Annotated in this window: 15 protein-coding genes; 10 read left to right on the top strand and 5 right to left on the bottom strand. The window is 61.4% G+C overall.

The window, feature by feature from the left end; translation table 11 throughout:
* Entirely contained in the window at positions 1-957 is a 957-nt protein-coding gene (locus QMX84_RS00840; protein WP_282362863.1) for a DMT family transporter, read from the bottom strand.
* A 95-nt stretch (positions 958-1052) separates the two neighbouring features.
* On the opposite strand from QMX84_RS00840, the gene QMX84_RS00835 reads away from it, so the two are divergent.
* On the top strand, positions 1053-1988 hold the full coding sequence (locus tag QMX84_RS00835; protein ID WP_282362862.1) for a LysR substrate-binding domain-containing protein: 936 nt from the start codon (positions 1053-1055) through the stop codon (positions 1986-1988).
* A gap of 26 nt (positions 1989-2014) precedes the next feature.
* Here QMX84_RS00835 and QMX84_RS00830 read toward each other — a convergent pair whose 3' ends face one another.
* Genes QMX84_RS00830 through QMX84_RS00820 form a run of 3 tightly spaced genes read right to left on the bottom strand, consistent with a single transcriptional unit; the run spans position 2015 to position 5166 of the window.
* Positions 2015-2776 (bottom strand): enoyl-CoA hydratase-related protein, encoded by a 762-nt coding sequence (locus QMX84_RS00830; protein ID WP_282362861.1) that lies wholly within the window; start codon positions 2774-2776, stop codon positions 2015-2017.
* A gap of 60 nt (positions 2777-2836) precedes the next feature.
* A complete protein-coding gene (locus QMX84_RS00825; RefSeq protein ID WP_282362860.1) occupies positions 2837-4186 on the bottom strand; it encodes an MFS transporter in 1350 nt (449 codons plus the stop codon).
* A complete protein-coding gene (locus QMX84_RS00820; protein WP_123749221.1) occupies positions 4183-5166 on the bottom strand; it encodes a flavin reductase family protein in 984 nt (327 codons plus the stop codon). Before QMX84_RS00820 ends, QMX84_RS00825 begins: the two co-directional genes overlap by 4 nt.
* Before the next feature lie 170 nt (positions 5167-5336).
* On the opposite strand from QMX84_RS00820, the gene QMX84_RS00815 reads away from it, so the two are divergent.
* The 4 genes from QMX84_RS00815 to QMX84_RS00800 all read left to right on the top strand — a co-directional run bounded on the left by QMX84_RS00815 (position 5337) and on the right by QMX84_RS00800 (position 11970).
* The gene (locus QMX84_RS00815) at positions 5337-6800 is read left to right on the top strand and encodes a coniferyl aldehyde dehydrogenase (RefSeq protein ID WP_282362879.1); all 1464 of its coding nucleotides are present in this window, start codon (positions 5337-5339) and stop codon (positions 6798-6800) included.
* A gap of 63 nt (positions 6801-6863) precedes the next feature.
* Positions 6864-8432: an amidase gene (locus tag QMX84_RS00810; protein WP_282362859.1), complete on the top strand. Its 1569-nt coding sequence runs from the start codon at positions 6864-6866 to the stop codon at positions 8430-8432.
* A 155-nt stretch (positions 8433-8587) separates the two neighbouring features.
* Positions 8588-10297 carry an FAD-binding protein gene (locus tag QMX84_RS00805; RefSeq protein WP_153332514.1) on the top strand — a complete coding sequence of 570 codons (1710 nt, stop codon included), beginning with the start codon at positions 8588-8590 and terminating at the stop codon, positions 10295-10297.
* A gap of 8 nt (positions 10298-10305) precedes the next feature.
* Positions 10306-11970, top strand: a complete 1665-nt coding sequence (locus tag QMX84_RS00800; RefSeq protein ID WP_282362858.1) for an FAD-binding protein — start codon at positions 10306-10308, stop codon at positions 11968-11970.
* 234 nt (positions 11971-12204) lie between these two features.
* Here QMX84_RS00800 and QMX84_RS00795 read toward each other — a convergent pair whose 3' ends face one another.
* Positions 12205-12990 carry an enoyl-CoA hydratase gene (locus tag QMX84_RS00795; RefSeq protein ID WP_282362857.1) on the bottom strand — a complete coding sequence of 262 codons (786 nt, stop codon included), beginning with the start codon at positions 12988-12990 and terminating at the stop codon, positions 12205-12207.
* A 139-nt stretch (positions 12991-13129) separates the two neighbouring features.
* Here QMX84_RS00795 and QMX84_RS00790 point away from each other — a divergent pair, with 139 nt between their 5' ends.
* The 5 genes from QMX84_RS00790 to QMX84_RS00770 are packed head-to-tail and all read left to right on the top strand — an operon-like array spanning position 13130 to position 17684.
* Positions 13130-13915: an SDR family oxidoreductase gene (locus tag QMX84_RS00790; protein ID WP_282362856.1), complete on the top strand. Its 786-nt coding sequence runs from the start codon at positions 13130-13132 to the stop codon at positions 13913-13915.
* Between the two features lie 56 nt (positions 13916-13971).
* Positions 13972-14955 (top strand): OB-fold domain-containing protein, encoded by a 984-nt coding sequence (locus tag QMX84_RS00785; protein ID WP_282362854.1) that lies wholly within the window; start codon positions 13972-13974, stop codon positions 14953-14955.
* Between the two features lie 8 nt (positions 14956-14963).
* Positions 14964-16097, top strand: a complete 1134-nt coding sequence (locus tag QMX84_RS00780; protein ID WP_282362853.1) for an acyl-CoA dehydrogenase family protein — start codon at positions 14964-14966, stop codon at positions 16095-16097.
* On the top strand, positions 16069-16488 hold the full coding sequence (locus QMX84_RS00775; RefSeq protein WP_262125937.1) for a MaoC family dehydratase: 420 nt from the start codon (positions 16069-16071) through the stop codon (positions 16486-16488). Before QMX84_RS00780 ends, QMX84_RS00775 begins: the two co-directional genes overlap by 29 nt.
* 17 nt (positions 16489-16505) lie before the next feature.
* Positions 16506-17684 (top strand): lipid-transfer protein, encoded by a 1179-nt coding sequence (locus QMX84_RS00770; RefSeq protein ID WP_282362852.1) that lies wholly within the window; start codon positions 16506-16508, stop codon positions 17682-17684.
* Position 17685: the final 1 nt, after the last annotated feature.

The following is a 17685-nucleotide window of genomic DNA, read 5'->3' as shown; positions in this document are numbered from 1 at the left end:
TTAGCCCTGACAGGCCGGGCTTGGTAGCTTAACGCCCGGCAGTCGATGGCGCCTCGCCGCCCAGACCACGCCGCCCACCAACAAAGCAATCGACACCAACTCGATGAGGCTGGGCAGGCGTTGGGCGTAAAAGAAGCCATAAATACAGGCGAACAGCGTTTCAAAGACAATCAATTGCGCGCTGAGCGACGCTGCCATGCGCCGTGAGCAGGCATTCCATAGCCCATTGGCAATCCACGAACCGCAGAACGCCAGGAACAGGCACACCCACAAAAAGTCCATCCAGCGGCTGCTGTCGATGTTGGCAGGCATGAGGTTAGGGAACAGCCACCAGGCAACCAGGCCAAACACCACGGCGACGGTCCCGGTAGCGATGCCCAGCAGGGTTGACCATTCGCTGCTGTTGAACGCGCTCTGTTTTAGGTAACGGGCATTGTGGGTGGCATACCACGACCAACTGACCACACCGCAGAACCCGCAAGCGATGCCCAGCAGTTGCGTGGTCAACTCTGTGCCCGATGAATGGGCCCCGGTATGTTCCAGGCTGATCGATACGATTCCGAGGAATACCATCAATAAAGGCAGCTTGAGTTTGCTGATCGGCAACGAGCCCGCATCGGCGCGGCCCAAAAACGTGATGGCCACCGGCATGATGCCGTTGATCAACGAGGCCGCCGTGACCCCGCTGAGCTGCACAGAGGCGCCCAGCAGTGCATAGTTCAACACGTTACCGGTGAGTGACAGACGCACCAGCATGCCGACATCGGCGCGGCTGATTTTAGCGAGCAGGCGTGCTGCCATGGGCAGTGCAACGGCCAAAGAAATAAGGCCATACATCGCAAAGCGGACGCTGCTGATCAGTACCGCATTAAATTCCGGCAGCAAGGAGGGCCCAAGAATCACCCCGCCCCAAATGGCTCCGGCCAGCAACGCAAACACAATCCCGCTTTTCATCACGCCTACTCAACTAATGACTTTGGCGAGATTCTATCGGTAGCTATTCAACGCCACCTGCGATAAAAAATCAGTCATCCATTCCGCTGCGGAATATCTTGCTGTTTGTCGCCACAAGGAGCTGCATCATCAACCGTTACCTGCGTGCCTTGCCACCATTGGAAACCCTGATCACCTTTGAAGCAGTCGGCCGCCACTCAAGCTTTACCGGCGCCTCCAGAGAGCTGTTCCTGACCCAAAGCGCCGTGAGCAAACAAATGCGTCAGCTGGAAGACTGCATTGGCGTGCCGCTGTTCGAAAGAAAACCGCGCGGCGTCATGCTCACGCCTGCCGCGCAGGAACTGCTGATAACGGTCAATACACTCCTGACCACGCTGCACCAGAGCGTGACGCGGATCCGCAATGTGCATCAACCCAACACCGTCTCAATTTTGGCGACCCATGCCTTGGCGCAGTTTTGGCTGTTCCCCAAGCTGATCGAATTCAACAAGGCCTATCCCGACATCGCCGTGCACGTGCACGCAATGAATGAATTCGATGAAGCCAGCCTCAAGGATTACGACCTGGGCATCCTCTACGGCCAAGGCGAGTGGGGGGCACTGAACAGCGATTTCCTGATGCCGGAAATCGTCTTTCCGGTGGCTCATACCTCATTGGACGTCGCAGGCATTGAAACCCTGGAACAGTTGGCCAGCGCCAACCTGGTGCAGATCGACACCTCGGCCTGGCATTGCCTGGACTGGGAGCAGTGGTTTGAGCATTTCGGCATCGACTACCTCGCCCCGGAAAAAGCCCCGGTGTTCAACCAACTGACCTTGGCCTTTCGCGCGGTGCAACAAGGCATGGGCATTGGCCTGGCGTGGACCTTCATGGGCGACGAAGCCTTCGCCAAAGGCGAGCTGCAGCGCGTCACCGGGTTTGAATGCGTGACAGGGCGTGCCGAGTACCTGGTGTCAGTCAAGCATCGGCCGTTGTCGCCCTGTGCGGTGATTTTTCGCGAGTGGGTGTTGGGGCTGGCGCAAGGCGAGATTTAATGACGTAGGCAGTCATGAAACCGGCTTCAGCCTTTTTCGGCACTGCGCTGCAACATGCCTTCCAGCACAGCCTTGGCCTCGGTGCTTTTCAGGCGTTCCATAAACAGCAGGTTTTCCCGGCGCAGGGTGTCTTGCAGCGCTTCCAGCAACGGCTGTTTCAGCAGACGCTTGGTGTGCAACACGGATTCACGGGGCAGGGAGATTAAGCGCTGTGCCATTTTTTGTGCCGCGGCCAGGCATAATTCGCCGTCTTCAAAGGCTTCGTTGGCCAATCCCAGAGCGACCGCTTGCGTGCCGTCCAGGCCGTCCCCCCATAGCAACAGCCGGGCGGCTCTGGCATGGCCGACCAGGCGGGGGAGCAGCAGGCTGGCGCCGAACTCCGGGCACAGGCCGAGGTTGACGAAGGGCATGCGCAGTTTTGCATGGTGGGTGACAAGCACCTGATCGCAATGCAGCAACAAAGTGGTACCGATGCCAATGGCCGCACCGCAGACGGCGGCGATCAAAGGTTTGTCCAGTTGGATAACCGCGTCCATAAAGCGGAACGCCGGGCTGTTCAAGTGGGTGGGCGGCGATTCGAGAAAATCCCGCAGGTCGTTGCCACTGGTAAAGCAGTGCTCGCCCCCGGTGATGATGACAGCGGTTATCCCCGGGTCTTCGCCTGCTGCATACAGCAGATCGGCCAGGCGGGTGTACATGGCATTGGTGAGGGCATTGAGTTTGTCTGGGCGGTTGATGCTCAGGGTGAGCAGCGCGCCTTGCTGGTTACTATGGATCAAGTCGTTCATAGAGTTGCCTTTTAATGACGGAGAAAGAGCGCAGTCCATGCCTGCAGCAGGGCAAGTTATTCACCCCTCTGCCCCAATAGGTGTCTCGACATAGCGATAACCTGTCCTGGAGGCATGACGCATGGCGCGCATCAGCAGCAACACGGCCCAAATCACTGGCAGGCTCACCAGCAGCAAGGCGTAGCGCAGCGATTCGTATCCGAATACCGGGTGCAATAAATCGCTGAACAAGCCCGTGATCAATGGGCCGATACCGACCCCAAACAAGGTGCTGATGATGGTTTGCAGCGCCATGGCGGTGCCGCGACGACCTGTCGGCACCAGTTGGGTCACGAGGTTGTAGGAGGGGGCAACCCACCACACGGCAAAGAACGAATACAGCGCACACCAGAGCATCGCGGTCGGGATTGGTACAGTGCCGACCTGCACTAGCAGGCTGTCGGACCACAGCAGGTAGGGGATCAGGGCGCTGAGGGCGATCAAGTGGCCGAGGATCGGAATGGTCAGTTGCCAATGTGCCTGGCGGCGGCACAGGCGATCACTCAACCAGCCACTGAACAGGCCGCCAAATCCGGCCGAAGACCCGCAAATCACCCCGGCCAGCAAGCCGGCATGTTGCAACGACAAACCATGTGAGCGCACCAGAAAGCTGGTGTTCCACATGCCAATTGCGTAAGAGCTGAGCGTGGCCAGGCCACCGGCGAGCACGAGGCAGCGATAGGCGGGTATGGCCCATAGTTTGCGCGCCTCGGCGCCCATGCCGAGCAATGCAGGCGCCGTGTGCGAGGGAGCCACTATGTCCCAGCGGCCACGCTGCGGTTCACGCACAAAAAAGGCCAGGATCGCGCAAAACACCAAGGCCGGGATGCCGAGTGCAATAAAGCCACTGCGCCAGCCGTACACCTCGACTACCCAGGCACCGATGCTCAAGCCGATGATCGAAGAGAAAGTCGGGGCTGCGGTAAAACAACTGATTGCAAACGAACGCCGTTGGGGCGGGTACAGGTCTGCGATCAGCGACAGCGATGCCGAGGTCGTGGGCGACTCGCTGACAGCGACCAGCATGCGGGCAACGGCCAGCGCCAGGAAACTGCCCGCCAACCCGCAGGCCATGGTCGCCAACGCCCACAACAGGCATGACATAGCCAGCAGGCGGACACGCGGCATGCGGTCTACCAGACGCCCGGCAGGCAAACCGGTGAGGGCATAGACCCCGGCAAACGCCAGGCCCGAAATCACCCCGATGGCGGTGTCGCTGACGCCAAACTCGGCTTTGATCGGTTCGACCATCACCGCAAGAATTTGCCGTCCGACAAAGTTATCGGCAAACACCAGGGCCAACAGCATCAGCAAGCCATGACTGCCCCAGCCGAGCGTGGCGGGGGGCAGTACACCTGCGCGAGCAGTCATCGCGGTGCCCACAAATCGGGCAAGCCCGGATCACTGACCACGATCAAGCGCTTGAGCAAGACCTTCAGGGCTTGCGCATCCGCGGCCCCCAGCGTGCTCGACAGATCCTCTTCCACGGCCTTGGCCAGCGCCAGTTGATGCAGGGACATTTCGCGGCCTTGAGCGGTGAGCACAAAGCGCAATGCTTCGGCTGCCCCCTCGAAAGCCACCAGACGCTGGCGCTCAAGAAAACGCATGCTGGCCAGCGTCACTTCACGCCCGGTGTAGCTCACGAAGGTGTTGATTTCTTCGAGGGTGAGGTTGTCGCGAATGCACAGGATCGACAGGATGAAAAATGTCTGCTCGTCCAGTTGCTTGCTGTTGAGCAACTGCCGCAGGGTGTTCAGCACCTGGTAGTGGGCGCGCCCCAACAGGTAACCGAGCAAGTCTTCGGTGTAGCTGCATTCCGGTGGCGGCGGGGTGGTCGCCAGCCGTAACTCGCTGCGCGGTTTGCGCGTAGCCAGCGCATATTGACCGCTCTGGAACGCTAGCGGAGCGCGGTCGCTGTGATCGAAGGCAAGGACTTCACCGACAAAAATAACGTGATCGCCGCCTTCGTACTGAAAGGCCGTGCGGCACTGGAAACGTGCAGTGCAATTCTGCAGCAGCGGGGCCGCGCTGACGCCGTTATCGAGTTCGATCTCGGCAAATTTGTCCTCGCCCTGGGTGGCAAAGCGTCCTGAAAGCGTCTCTTGCTCAGTGGACAATACGTGCACGTTCCAGTGCTTGCCGCTGCTGAAGACGGGCAGGCTGCGGGCTTGCTTGGACAAGCTCCAGAGCACCAGGGGCGGGTTGAGCGACACCGAGTTGAAGCTGTTGGCGGTAATGCCTACTGGCGCGCCTTCTTCGGTCTGAGTGGTGATGATCGTGACCCCGGTGGTGAATGTGCCAAGCGCAGCACGAAACGCCTGGGGGTCGAAGCTGATGTTTTGCATTGCCATGACTGGCCTCATGGAGTGGAATTTTCGTATGGCCAGTATTGAGCGTTTGCCCACCTCGAACATCGTCTCAACGGACTAACACTAATGAAGGGCTCTAGTTCGATTGGACGAGGCGCGGCAAGGGCTTGCGCGGTTAGGGTGGCGCCAGGCGCATAGGGCGCTCACCGGCCATCGAGCCAACCTGCAAGGGGATAACAATGAGTTCAGCCACGGCTTCTGTCCCGCATCTCGTCAGCCTGCTGGCGCAACAAAAAAGCGCCTTTGCGCGTGCTGGGAGCGTCAGTGCCGACACTCGTCGCCAGCGTCTTCAGCACGTGATCGATTTGCTGGTCAATCACCACGAGGCATTGACCCGTGCCATCGACCAGGACTTTGGCGGGCGGCCCGCCGGGTTCTCCCTGATGAACGACGTACTGGGTGCACTGGCTTCACTGAAATATGCCCGCGATCACTTGCAGGGCTGGATGCAAGACGAGCCCCGCGAGGTGTTTTCGCCTTACGACCAACTCGGTGCCAGGGCGTGGGTGATGTACCAGGCCAAAGGAACGGTGGGCATACTCGGCACCTGGAACGCTCCGCTGTATACCCTGTTCAGCCCGCTGGCCTCGGCCCTGGCGGCCGGTAATCGGGCGATTCTCAAGCCTTCAGAAGTGCTGCCGCGTACTGCTGAACTGCTGACCCGGCTCTGCACCGATCACCTGGACCCACTGGTCGTAGCGATGTTCAACGGCGGGCCGGAACTGGGCGAAGCCTTCAGCAGCCAACCCTTTGATCATTTGGTGTTCACGGGCAGCACGGCGATTGGTCGACGGGTGATGAGCAATGCGGCGAAAAACCTGGTGCCGGTGACCTTGGAGCTCGGCGGCAAGTCGCCGGTGATCATTTCTCGCACGGCGGACCTGAACAAGACCGCCTTCAGCCTTGCTGCGGGCAAGTCCAGCAATGGCGGGCAGATCTGCATCAACCCGGACGTGGTCTACGTGCCTCGGGAGCAACTCGAAGGGTTGCTGGATGCGCTGCGCAGTGCATATCGCGAACTCAACCCCAGTGTGGCGGGCAACCCGGATGTGGTGGCAGTGGTCAACCAGCGCCACTTGGAGCGGGTTGAAGGTCTGGTGCAAGACGCCGAATCACGCGGTGCGCGGGTCGAATGTTTGCCCGAGCCATTGGCCGTGGATGTTGACGACCGCCGCCGACCGCTGCGGGTCGTGGTAAATCCGCCTGCGGACAGCCAGATCCTGCAAGAGGAGATCTTCGGCCCGGCCATGGTCGTGCTGAGCTATGACGAAGTGGCTGAGGTTATCGCCGATATCAACGCCAGGCCCCGCCCACTGGCGTTGTACTACTTCGGTGATGACGTGCAGGAGCAGCGCCAGGTGCTCGAACACACCGTGTCCGGCGGGGTCACGATCAACGATGTGATGATGCACGCTGCGTTGCACGACGCTCCTTTTGGTGGCGTCGGGGCTTCAGGGATGGGCCATTACCACGGCCGTGAAGGGTTTCTGGAATTCAGCCACATGCGCACGGTGTTCAAGGCGTCGGCCCATGATCCACGCCGTGAGTGGGGGCTGTTGCCACCCTATGGCGAGCATTACCTCGCCACCATGCTGGCCGGGGTCACCGCCGACTGATGACCGTACAGGTGGCCTTAAGGCCACTGCCAATAAATGATTAATCAGGGCGTGATAACGACAATGGACAACCCTAAAAACACACCGCACAACACCGCCACTGACTGGCCTCGGCGCAGTGTGCTCAAGGCCGGTGCAGTGGCTGTCGGCGTTGGCTTGCTGGGGCGCTTTGCCGATGCGCGTGCGCAAGGGCTTTCTGCCAGCGATTACCAGCACATGGATGCCTGGGCCATGAGCGAGGCGATCCGCAGTGGCGAACTAAGCCCCGAAGACCTGCTGACGGCCGCACTGGCTCGCTATAACGCGGTCAACCCGAAAATCCAGGCCGTGAACATGCTGCACGACACTTACGCGCGCAATTTGCTTGCCCAACGTCGTGTCGCGGGCACCTGTAGCCAGGGCGCTCTGGCCGGTGTGCCCTTGCTGTTCAAAGACCTCAACACCACGCTGCAAGGCACGATCACCAGCAACGGTAGCCGGCTGTTCAAGGAGTCTCCGCCTGCCGAGCGCACCAGCACGCTAATAGCCCGTTACCAGCAGGCCGGAGCGGTGCCGTTCGGCAAGACGGCGACACCTGAATTTGGCTTGACCACCACCACTGAATCCCTGGCCTGGGGCCAGACCCATAACCCCTGGAACCTGGCCATGAGTGCGGGCGGTTCTTCGGGTGGCTCGGCCGCCGCAGTGGCCGCGGGCATCGTGCCTGTGGCCCACGCCACCGATGGCGGCGGTTCGATCCGCATACCGGCGTCGTATTGTGGCGTGATCGGGCTCAAGCCCAGCCGCTATCGCACCCCCAGCGGGCCGCAGCATTTCGAAGGTTTGTTTGGTGCCAGCGTGGCCAATGTTGTGACGCGCACCGTGCGCGACAGCGCGTTGTTTCTCGATGCCGGTCAAGGCCATGAAGCCGGGAGCGCCTATTGGTGCGCTCCGCTGGAGCGTCCCTACGTCGATGAATTACAGCGTGATCCGGGCAAATTGCGGGTGGCTGTTGTGCGCCGGTCGCTGACCGGAGCGCCTCTGGACCCGGTAATTGCGGCCACGCTGGAACAGACGATCAAGCATTTGTCGGCGCTGGGGCACGAGCTTGACGAGTTGACCCTTAACATCGACCCACGCCAATTGTTCGGTGCTCACGGCACGGTTATCGGGACCGCCGTGCGGGCGCAGGTTCAAGACCGCGAGCAAGTGCTCGGGCGGGCCGCAACCGCGCAGGACCTGGAGCAAATCACGCGGGTCAACCTGGAGCGTTCACAGGGCATCCGTGGTGAAGACCTTTATCGTGCGCGGCAGACCTTCGAGAGCATCGGCGCACTCATGGAACAGCAATTCGATCGCTACGACGTGATCCTGTCGCCGGTCACCGGCAGCCTGACACCGACGCTCGGCGTGTTGTCCCTTGATCAACCTTGGGACAGCTACGTCGGCCACGCCATGGGCAGTGCCGGTTTTACCGTGCTGGCCAATGTCAGTGGGCAACCGGCGATTTCGCTGCCTCTGGGCATGAGTGACAACGGCTTGCCTGTGGGCATGATGTTCACCGCCCGCCTGGGCGGCGAAGACGTGCTGCTGCGGCTGGCCAGCCAACTGGAGCAAACCAGCCCCTGGGCCGACAGGCGCGCGCCGGTCTGACCCGGCGCCTCTTGGCGCGGTGCCGCAGGTCGGCTTTCTAGTCTGCTTTGACGATGAGCCGAACCTGGGCAGCGCTGATCATGGGTTGCACTCCGCCAGCGCAGGTGCTGCGTCGTTGGCGGTTTTTTCTGACCTCAGCTAATGGCATAACAATAATGACGGCTCAAGTTCAGTCTCAGACCCACTACGATGTGATTGTCGTCGGTTCGGGCGCAGGTGCGATGACCTCGGCAGTGTTCCTGGCCGACCAGGGTTTTAAGGTCCTGATCGTCGAAAAAAGCAATCAGTACGGCGGCACCTCAGCCATTTCCGGGGGCGGTATCTGGATCCCCAACAATCACTATTTCGCCCGCTTGAGCGATAACGACAGCTATGCCAAGGCGCTCACCTACCTCAAGGCAGCGGTAGGCGAGACAGTCGATGAGGAGCGCCTGCGCGCCTATCTGGACAATGCGCCGAAGATGATCGAACAACTGACCCGCAGCAGCCGGGTGCGTTATGCGGTCGCGGACAAATACCCGGATTACTACCCGCATTTGCCGGGCGCTCTGGCCGGGGGCCGAACCCTGGACCCGGAGCTGTTCGACACCAGCCTGCTCGGTGACGAACTGGCCAACCTGCGTAAACCGTCGCCTTCCACCCTGTTGATGGGGCGAATCGCCTGGACCGCGCGGGATGCGCACAAAGCCATGGCCCGCAGTTTTGGCTGGCGCCTGCTGATCATGAAACTGATGCTGCGCTACAAGCTGGATTTTAAATGGCGGCGCAAAAGCAAAATGGACCGCAGGGCTTCTTTGGGCAGTTCGCTGGTGGCTTCGCTGCGCCGCTCGCTGATGGACCGCAACGTGCCGTTGTGGCTTAACACCGACTTTAGCGGGCTGATCAACGATAACCAGCGCATCACCGGTATCACCGTGCAGCAGGATGGCGCCGAGCGAGAGCTGTATGCGCGTTACGGCGTCATCCTCGCCTCGGGTGGTTTCGAGCAAAATCAGGCCCTGCGCGATCGCTATCTGCCAAGCCCGAGCCGCCAGGCCTGGTGCGCGACACCGCCGGGTAACAACACCGGCGCAGCACTGATTGCCGGTATGGAGCAAGGCGCTGCCACCGCCTTGCTGGACTGGGCCTGGTGGGCTCCGACGATTGCCGTGGTAGGTGAAGACAAGCCCCGTGCGGTGTTTGCCGAACGAGCTTTCCCTGGGGCCATCGTGGTCAACGGCGAAGGTCAGCGCTTTGTCAACGAAGCGGCGCCGTACCTGGAGTTTGTCGATGCGATGTACCAGGACAACGCAAAAACCAACGGCAAGTCGGTGCCGGCCTGGGTGATCTTCGACGCGCATTTTCGGTTCAACTACGCCATGGGGCCGTTGATGCCCGGGCAGGTCATGCCGGACAGCCGCTTGCGCAAGGAATGGTTGAACTCACTGTACTGGAAGGCCGATACCCTGGACGACCTGGCCCGGCAGATTGGCGTCGACGCCAGCGGGCTGCAAGCCACTGTCGGCAAGGTCAACGACTATGCCGTGACAGGTGTCGACCTGGATTTCGGGCGCGGCGCCAATGTGTTTGACCGTTACTACGGTGATTGCAACATCAAGCCCAACCCCTGTCTGGCGCCGATGCGCAAAGGCCCGTTTTACGCCATGCGCCTCGACGCGGGCGACATCGGCACCAAAGGCGGCCTGTTGACCAACAAACACGCGCAAGTGGTGCGTGAGGACGGCACGAGCATTGCCGGTCTGTACGCCATTGGTAACTGCTCGGCATCGGTGATGGGTACCCGTTACCCCGGTGCTGGCGGCACGTTGGGACCGGCGATGACCTTTGCTTATATCGCCGCCAATCACTTGGCCAGCCAGCGCTAGGAGGCGACATGTCAACACGCGAGAGCAGTTCCGGCAGCCCGGTGCTGCCGCCCTTGCAGGTGGCGGATGGCAACAGCCTCGATTGGGATGAGCAGTGTGATGTGCTGGTGGTCGGCTGGGGCGCTGCGGGAGCTTGCGCCGCGCTGGAAGCTCGGACACAGGGCGCCGATGTAATGATCGCCGATCGGTTCACGGGCGGCGGTGCCAGCGCCAAAAGCGGCGGAGTGGTCTATGCCGGTGGGGGGACGCGGCATCAGTTGGCGGCGGGTTTCAATGATAGCCCCGAAGCTATGTTCGATTACCTCAAGCACGAAACGCACAATGTGATCAGTGATGACACCTTGCGTCGCTTCTGTGCTGACAGCGTGGGCAATCTTGCCTGGCTGGAGGGCCACGGCGCGCCTTACTCCCACCAGATGCCACCCGGCGGCAAAACCTCGTACCCGTCTGACGGCTACTATCTGTATTACTCCGGCAACGAGTTGGTGCCTGCGTATGGCGGTGCCCTGCCACCCGCACCACGGGGGCATCGCACGGTGGGCAAGGGGCAGGGCGGCGCGGTGCTGTATGCCCACCTCAAATCTGCCTGCCTGCGAGCCGGGGCCCGGCCATTGTTGCAAGCAGCGGCGCGGCGGCTGGTAACCGACCCTCAGGGCCGTGTGCTGGGGGTTGAGTTCTATTGTTTGCCCGCAGGCAGCAAACCCGCGTTATTGCATGCGCGCCTGGCGGCCAGGGCTGAACGGTTGCAGAACTTCGCACCAGGTTATTGCAACAAGCTGCGGCACAAAATCAGCCAGCTGGAACGTGACTTCGCCCAGCCACGACGGGTGCAGGCGCGAAAGGGCGTCATCCTCAGTACGGGCGGGTTTATCTTCAACCGGCAGTTGCTGGATCAGCACGCACCCAAGTTCGTGCGCAATTTCAAGGTCGGTGCCACCGGCTGCGATGGCAGTGGCTTGCGTCTGGGCCAAAGCTGCGGCGGCCAGGGCGATCGGCTGGAACGGGTATCGGCGTGGCGCTTCCTTAACCCGCCGTACAGTTGGCACAAAGGCATTGTGGTCAATCGCACGGGGCAGCGCTTTTGTAATGAAGAAGTTTATGGAGCCACGCTGGGCCAGCCGTTGATGGAAGAACAGGGCGGCAAGGCATGGTTGGTGCTGGATGCACCGTTGCGCAAAAAGGCCATTCGTGAAGCGTTGTTCGGCGGTTACTGGTGGTTTCAGAGCTTTCCGGCGTTGGCGCTGATGCTGTTGAAGGTGCGCAAGGGCAAAAGCCTGGGTGAATTGGCCGCCACCACCGGCATGGACCCTGCTGCACTGAGTGCTTCGGTACTGGCCGCCAATGCCGCTGCCCATGGCGAGGCCCCGGAACCGTTCGGCAAGTCTGAAGGCGGGCGACACGTGCTCGAACAAGGGCCTTTTTATGCGTGCGACATCTCGGTTAATAACCCGCTCTTTCCGCTGGGCGCCCTGACCCTGGGCGGCTTGCGGGTTGATGAACGCAGCGGCGCGGTGCTGGACGGGCAGGGCCGGGCAATCGAAGGCCTGTACGCCGCCGGCCGCAGTGCCCTGGGCATCCCTTCACACTTGTACATCAGCGGTCTGTCACTGGCCGACTGCGTGTTTTCCGGCCGCCGTGCGGGAGCCGCTGCTGGTGCAGCCCCCCAAACATAAAATAAGTGATTGATTCTTGGGCCCTGTAGGAGCGAGCTTGCCTCGCGATCTTTTGATCTTGATCTAAGAGGCTCCGTTAAACCACGCTGGCCGAACGCAGGTTTTGCGCAGTAGTGCGCCCGGCAGGACGCCAGGTTAGCCGCGACACGGCCAGGGATTGCCGATCGCAGCCTTCGTACCTCGTCAGCGACTACAGTGGCCTGTTTGCTGCGCGACAGCGCGGCGTCGTATCAGTCAATGACCTTCAAACTGTGCCGGGCGTTTTTCAATAAAGGCTTGCATGCCTTCTTTCTGGTCCCTTGAGGCGAAGAGCAGGGCGTTGGCTTTGCGTTCCAAGGCCAGGCCGGCTTCCAGTGGTGCGTCCATGCCGGCAAGGATGACCTCCTTGATCTGTTCAGCAGCCAATGCCGGCATGCTGGCAATCACCCGTGCCAGTTCCAGCGCGTGCGCCTGCACCTGATCATCCTCCACCAGATCACTGACCAGCCCGGCAACCCAGGCATCCTCGGCACTGATGGGTTGCCCGGTCAGCGCCATGCGCATGGCCTTGACCTTGCCCACCGCGCGCACCAGGCGCTGGGTCCCGCCAATGCCGGGCATGATGCCGATGCGGATCTCCGGCTGGCAAAACCGCGCACTGCGCCCGGCGACGATCAAATCGGCGTGCATCGCCAGCTCACAACCGCCGCCATAGGCATAACCGCAGACGGCTGCAATCACAGGTTTAGGGCAGTGCTGGATCGGCCCCCAGACTCTCTCGGTGTGACGTTTATAGATATCGATGGCACCGACCCCGGCCATGCTGTTGATGTCGCCCCCGGCGGCGAACACCTTGTCACCGCCGGTCAACACGATGCAGCGCACCTCGGGATCAAGCGCCAACTCACTGAAGTACTGCGACAACAGCGCCTGCAATTCCAGGCTTAAGGCATTAGTCGCATGGGGGCGATTAAGCCGCAGCAGGGCCACGCCGGGCAGCGGGCGTTCAAGTAAAACCGGTGCAGCGGGCAAGTCAGACATGCGCATCCTCGAAAACCAGACAACGTAAATGAGTGCCAGTGTCCTGTTCACGAGGCCAGATTTTCATCGTCCGTTCAGACGTAGTTTGGCCAGATGTTCGGCCCTAGAGTGAACCTTGTCAGCAGAGAAGGAGCACATGATGGAGCTGCATTCGGGTCTTGATTACAGCGGCAAGGTGGTACTGGTCACCGGGGGTACCAAAGGCATCGGCGCGGGTATTGTCTCGGGATTTTTGGCAGCCAACGCGCGGGTGATTGTGTGCGCCCGGCGTGAGCCAGAACAGATGCCGGCATTCGGCGCGCGGCAGGCCACTTTCATCGCCGCCGATGTGCGTGACCCTGATTCCCTGCAACGCCTGTTTTCTGCCATCGAGCGCGACTTCGGCCGCCTCGACGTGGTCATCAACAATGCCGGAGGCAGCCCTGCCGCCGAGGCCGCGACGGCATCACCGCGCTTTCACGACAGCATCATTGGCCTCAACCTGATCGCCCCCCTCAATGTCGCCCAGCACGCCAATCGCTTGATGCAGGCGCAAACACAGGGCGGTTGCATTGTCTTTATTGGCAGCATCAGCGCCTTGCGTGCCTCTCCAGGTACCGCTGCCTATGGCGCTGCCAAGGCCGGAGTCTTGGCCCTGGTGCAATCGCTGGCGGTGGAGTGGGGGCCTAAAGTGCGCGTCGTGACGGTCAGCCCCGGGCTGGTGCTGACCGAACAGGCGCACCTGCATTACGGCTCCGATGCGGGTATTGCGGCGGTCGCGGCCGGTATCCCGGCAGCCCGTATGGGCGTGCCCGACGACATCGCCAACGCCTGCCTGTACCTCGCGTCCCCGCTGGCCAGTTACGCCAGTGGTTGCAACCTGCTGTTGCACGGTGGCGGTGAGCGCCCGGTATTTTTAGGGGCCGCGCAGGCACTGCCGACCTGATCGATCCATGGCGGTGGCCGGGTCTGGTCGCCGCCTTCACTGTGAAGGAGACGACTTTGGCTGATCCACAATTGCTATCCAATGTGCGTGCCCTGGTGGGGCGCCAGTACGGCCGCGTGTATGCCTGGGACGAGGTGAATGCGCCGATGATTCGCCAGTGGTGCGAAGTCATGGGCGTTGACAACCCGCTCTATACCGACGCGGATTTTGCTCTGGGCACTCAACATGAAGGGTTGATTGCACCGCCTGCGATGCTGCAGGTGTGGACCATGGAAGGCCTGCACGCCAACAACTATCCGCCGGGCTCCACGGATGAAAACCCTTACGAAGTGCTCAAGGAAATGGAAGCCTACGGGTATGCCTCGACCGTGGCGGTTAACTCCGAATTGAGCTTTCGACGGCCGGTTCGCCTGGGTGAAAAGCTTTACTACACCACCCGGCTGGATTCGATCAGCGACGAAAAAACCACCGCATTGGGTGTCGGTTTTTTTGTCACTCTGGTCATGAGCCATTTCGTTGAAGGGCCGGGGGCAAAACATAGCGGCGGCGATGAGGCCGTGGGCGAGTTGTTGTTTCGGGTCTTCAAGTTCCGCCCGGCCAATGTCCAGGCACCGGCCAAGGCCGAGGTTGCACCGCCCACGATCAAGCGCCCGTTACCCGGCATCAGCGACGATACGCGGTTCTTCTGGGAAGGCTGCGAAAAAGGCCAGTTGCTGATCCAGCGCTGCACCGCGTGCCAGACCTTGCGCCATCCCCCTGCGCCGGTGTGCATTGAGTGTCACAGCTTCGACTGGGACAGCGTGCAGGCCAGTGGTCGCGCCACCCTGTATTCGTTTGTGGTGATGCACTACCCCGAAGTGCCGCCGTTCGATTACCCCAACCCCATTGGTCTGATCGAGCTGGCGGAGGGCGTGCGCCTGATCGCCGGGCTGGTCGGGATTGAACGCGAACAACTGCAAATCGGCCAGCACTTGCAGGTTGAGTTCCAGACGTTTGATGAGCAACTGACCCTGCCGTTGTTCCGGCCGGTAGAGGCATAGGAGCCAGCATGGATTTCGAATTGAGCGAAGAGCAGCGCGCGATTGCGCAAATGGCCGACAGCCTGTATGTCGATCATTGCCATGACGACTACATGCGTCAGTGGGACAACAGCGGGGAACCGATAATGGCGCCGTTATGGGCGCTGAGCATCGAAACCGGTCTGCATGCACTGGCCATTCCTGAAGAGCACGGTGGCAGCGGCTTGGGCATGACCGAGTTGATGGTGGTGTTGCAGGCCCAGGGCAAGGCGCTGGCTCAGGTGCCGTTATGGCGGCATCAACTGGCCGCCGCGACGCTTGCACAGTTCGCCGCCAGCCAGTGCGGGGCCTGGGTCGACAAGGCGGCCAGCGGTGAGGCGCTGCTGAGCCTGTCCATAGATGGCTTGAACCACGCGCTGGGGATCGAGTTGCACGGGCAAGCCACTTCCGCAGGCTGGTCAATCAATGGCCGGGTTGCCGCCTTGTCTCTAGGGGCGCAGGCAAACGCGGCCCTGGTGCTGGTCGAGGTCGAAAAGCAGCCGCGCCTGTTGTTGCTCGACCTGTCGGCCGCTGAAATCCAGAAAGTCCAGGGGGTACTCACCCACGGTGAGTCAGTCGCCGACTTGCATATCCACGGCTTGACGGTCGAGGCCGGTGCCCTGTTGCCTGCCGAGGCCGTGGCCTGGCTGGAACTGCGCAGCGTGGCTGCCCTGGCGGCACTGCAACTGGGGGTCAGCGAAGAGCAGATCCGCCGTACCGTGGCCTATGTCAGCGAGCGTCGGCAGTTCGAGCGCAGCATCGGCAGCTTTCAGGCGGTGCAAATGAGCATGGCCGACACACACATCGCCGTTGAAGCCTTGCGCACGGCACTGTGGCAACTGGTGTACCGCATCGATGCCGGGTTGCCGGCCCCTTCTGAAGCACTGGCTACGGCCTGGCTGGCCTGTGAAGCCGGGCACCGTATCGGCCATGTCGCGCAACACGTGCATGGCGGCATCGGTGTCGACCTGACGTACCCGATCCACCGTTTTCTCTATTGGAGCCGCGGCCTCTGCCTGGCCTTTGGCGGCTCGGCGGCCAACCTGGAACGCCTGGGTGACTGGCTCAACGATAACGACAAGCTGGGATGGAAATATGACCTCGAAGAACACCAAGCGCTTTGACGACGTGCGCCCCGGCGAAGCGCTGCCGGAGCTGGCCGTGCCGATTACGGTGACCCTGATCAACGGCGGGGCAATTGCCACCCGTGACTATTTCCCCGGTCACCACGATGCGGAGGCAGCCCGTGCCCTGGGCTCGCCCCATGTGTTTATGAACATCCTCACCACCAACGGCCTGGTGCAGCGGTTCATCGAACAGTGGGCCGGACCGCTGGCGCAGTTCACTGCGCTGAAAATCAAGCTCGGCGCACCGAACTACCCCGGCGACTGCATGACCTTCAGCGGCAGCGTCAGCGCTGTTGATGCCCAGACCCGTTCGGTGGACGTCACCTTGAGCGGCAAAAATTCCATGGGTAACCACGTGACCGGCACGGTCTCGCTGGTTTTGCCCTGATAGCCGGAGAAACGCAGATGATTGGTTCATCGATTTCCGGGCGCGCTGCCATCGTCGGCCTCGGCGCAACCGAATTTTCCAAAAACTCCGGACGCACCGAGTTGCGCCTGGCCCTGGAAGCCACCTTGAGCGCGCTCAAGGATGCCGGGATCGATCCTGGCGAGGTTGAAGGGTTTAGCTCCTACTCGGTAGACAAAGTACCGGAATATGAAATTGCCCGGCTGCTGGGCTGCAAAGACGTCAAGTTCTTCTCCCAGGTGCCCCACGGCGGTGGCGCAGCCTGCGGGCCGGTGATGCACGCGGCGATGGCCGTGGCCACTGGTATGGCCAAGGTTGTGGTGGTGTATCGGGCCATGAACGAGCGCTCGTGGTATCGCTTCGGCACGGGCAACTATGGCTTCGCCGCGGCGCCGACTTTCGACAACGTCAACTACGGTTGGTACATGCCCCACGGGTTCCACACCCCGGCCGCCTGGGTCGGGATGTTTGCCCAGCGCTACATGCACACCTACGGCGCGACCAGTGAAGACTTCGGCCGAATCGCCGTGGCTGCGCGGGATTTTGCCGCGAGCAACCCCCAGGCGTTTTTCCATGGCAAGCCGATCACCCTCGAAGAGCACCAGGCTTCGCGCTGGATCTGCGAGCCGCTGCACTTGCTCGATTGCTGCCAGGAGTCCGATGGCGCGGTGGCAATGGTCATCACCTCGGCTGAGCGTGCCCGTGACCTGCGTCAGAAGCCGGTGAGCATCAAGGCTGGCGCCCAGGGCATCAGCCAGGGCCAGCAGAGCATGACCTCGTTTTATCGCGAGGACATTACCGGGCTGCCGGAAATGGGCGTGGTTGCCCGCGAACTGTATCGCCAGTCGGGCCTTGGCCCGGAGTCATTTCAGACCGCCGTGATCTACGACCACTTCACACCGTTTGTTTTGCCACAACTGGAAGAGTTCGGTTTTGCCAAGCGCGGTGAAGCCAAGGAGTTCATCCGCGCCGGGCATCATGCCCGTGGCGGCAAACTGCCGATCAACACCCATGGCGGACAACTGGGCGAGGCCTATATCCACGGCATGAACGGTATTGCTGAAGCCGTGCGCCAGGTGCGTGGTACGGCTGCCAACCAGGTGGCGGATGTGCAGAACGTGCTGGTCACCGCCGGTACCGGCGTGCCTACCAGCGGCCTGATTCTCGGCGCAGCTTAAG

This window comes from Pseudomonas sp. PS01297 (assembly GCF_029959305.1).
Lineage (GTDB): Bacteria > Pseudomonadota > Gammaproteobacteria > Pseudomonadales > Pseudomonadaceae > Aquipseudomonas > Aquipseudomonas helleri.
This window is presented reverse-complemented; position numbering and strand designations above follow the sequence as displayed.

Excerpts from the sequence above, each read along its gene's own strand:
- QMX84_RS00830 (WP_282362861.1), bottom strand. The coding sequence starts at position 2,776 with ATGAACGACTTGATCCATAGTAACCAGCAAGGCGCGCTGCTCACCCTG.
- QMX84_RS00825 (WP_282362860.1), bottom strand. The coding sequence starts at position 4,186 with ATGACTGCTCGCGCAGGTGTACTGCCCCCCGCCACGCTCGGCTGGGGC.
- QMX84_RS00820 (WP_123749221.1), bottom strand. The coding sequence starts at position 5,166 with ATGGCAATGCAAAACATCAGCTTCGACCCCCAGGCGTTTCGTGCTGCG.
- QMX84_RS00810 (WP_282362859.1), top strand. The coding sequence starts at position 6,864 with ATGGACAACCCTAAAAACACACCGCACAACACCGCCACTGACTGGCCT.
- QMX84_RS00805 (WP_153332514.1), top strand. The coding sequence starts at position 8,588 with ATGACGGCTCAAGTTCAGTCTCAGACCCACTACGATGTGATTGTCGTC.
- QMX84_RS00800 (WP_282362858.1), top strand. The coding sequence starts at position 10,306 with ATGTCAACACGCGAGAGCAGTTCCGGCAGCCCGGTGCTGCCGCCCTTG.
- QMX84_RS00795 (WP_282362857.1), bottom strand. The coding sequence starts at position 12,990 with ATGTCTGACTTGCCCGCTGCACCGGTTTTACTTGAACGCCCGCTGCCC.
- QMX84_RS00790 (WP_282362856.1), top strand. The coding sequence starts at position 13,130 with ATGGAGCTGCATTCGGGTCTTGATTACAGCGGCAAGGTGGTACTGGTC.
- QMX84_RS00780 (WP_282362853.1), top strand. The coding sequence starts at position 14,964 with ATGGATTTCGAATTGAGCGAAGAGCAGCGCGCGATTGCGCAAATGGCC.
- QMX84_RS00775 (WP_262125937.1), top strand. The coding sequence starts at position 16,069 with ATGACCTCGAAGAACACCAAGCGCTTTGACGACGTGCGCCCCGGCGAA.
- QMX84_RS00770 (WP_282362852.1), top strand. The coding sequence starts at position 16,506 with ATGATTGGTTCATCGATTTCCGGGCGCGCTGCCATCGTCGGCCTCGGC.